Origin of the sequence: Synechococcus sp. R3-13, from assembly GCF_047462195.1 — a bacterium.
GTDB lineage: Bacteria > Cyanobacteriota > Cyanobacteriia > Thermostichales > Thermostichaceae > Thermostichus.
The window spans coordinates 1-1,304 of record NZ_JANSIO010000340.1; the positions used below are offsets into that span (position 1 = coordinate 1).

The 1,304-nt window shown below is 61.2% G+C and carries 1 protein-coding gene; it reads right to left on the reverse strand.

Annotation, left to right across the window (positions count from 1 at the left end):
• Nucleotides 1-1,073, reverse strand: a 1,073-nt coding sequence (locus NW856_RS10400; RefSeq protein ID WP_414400162.1) for a toll/interleukin-1 receptor domain-containing protein, incomplete at its 3' end; no start/stop codon positions are given.
• Between the last annotated feature and the right edge of the window lie 231 nt (nt 1,074-1,304).

Below are 1,304 nucleotides of genomic sequence, written 5' to 3' on the forward strand. Positions count from 1 at the left end.
CAGGTGCGGGGCTGCTTGGGGTTGTAGCGCAGCGCCTTGTTCAGGCTGTTCAGGGCCAGCTTCGACCGCTTCAGTTGCAGCAGGCGGATGCCGCGATTGTGCCAGGCCAGAGCATCTTCCGGGTTGCTCTCCAGCACCTTGTCGTAGTTAACCACCGCCGACTTGTACTGCCCCAGGCGCCCCAGAATCAGGGCCAGGCGCAGCCGGGTTTCTTCGTCGTAGGGGTTGATGCTCAGGGATCCGTTGTAGCTGTCCACCGCCTCGCGGTAGCGGGCCAGCTGCACCAGCACATCCCCACGGCGGCTCCAAGCCAGGGCGAAGTTGGGATCCATGTTCAGAGCCCGGTCGTAGGCGGCCAGGGCTTCCGTCAGGTTGCCGCGGCGACGCCAGTCTTCCCCCCGCTCGAATTGGATGTCGGCACTGTTCCACTGAAACAGCCGCTGAATGAACTGCAAAATGGCGATCTGACGCGCTCCTTCTTCTGGCGTGGCGGAGGGGGTTTCGCCTGTGGCAATGCGCAGGATGGCCATCTGGATGGCCCGCAAAAAGGCCTGAAATCCCCGCACCTCTTCATCTTCCAGGGACTCTTTCCCCTCACGGCGGCGGTATTGCAGCCGGAACCGCTGCAGATCCCCGGGGGCAGGGAAGCTGGGATCCAAAAAGTGCATTAGCTCCAAGGCGCGGTACTCAAACAGCACCGGATCCTCTTCTGAGCCAGTAAAATCCAGCAGGGGCGCCTCTTCCAGGGGGCGGGGCAGCTCGGCGGGGGTGTGCAGCAGCGTCAGCAGACGCTGGTTTTGTCGTGCCGGGGCATGGGGAAACCCGCTGTACAGCTCATCCCTGGGCCAGGGATCGGCAACAAACTCTGGAGAGGCCACCACTCCCACCCAGCGGCATTGTTCGATGGCCAGTTGCAGCTCCAGCTTGCGGTTATCCCCCGGCTGCAGCATCCAGCGGTCAAACCAGACTTTGAAACCCTCGCGATCCAGCCGCTCCGCCAGTTGACGCGCCCACCGGGCTTGCTCTCGGTGGTAGCGCAAGAAAAGGTCGAACTTGTAATGCTCTGAAGACATGAACGCCCGCTCGCTGCTCTTCTCCAGCTTATCTTTGCGTTATCGCTGCGCGATGCTTTCACAAACGCAAACGCATTTGCTCCCCATCGGGTCTGGGGCAAGGAGCAAACCTAATGCTAGGCAACGCTTCCGCTCGATTGGTTCTGAATGGCGATGATGACCGGACAGCGATAGGCGATAGTTGGTGCAGGGCTTGAAAGGAGCATGCCTCTAACCCCCAAAACCCTGAAC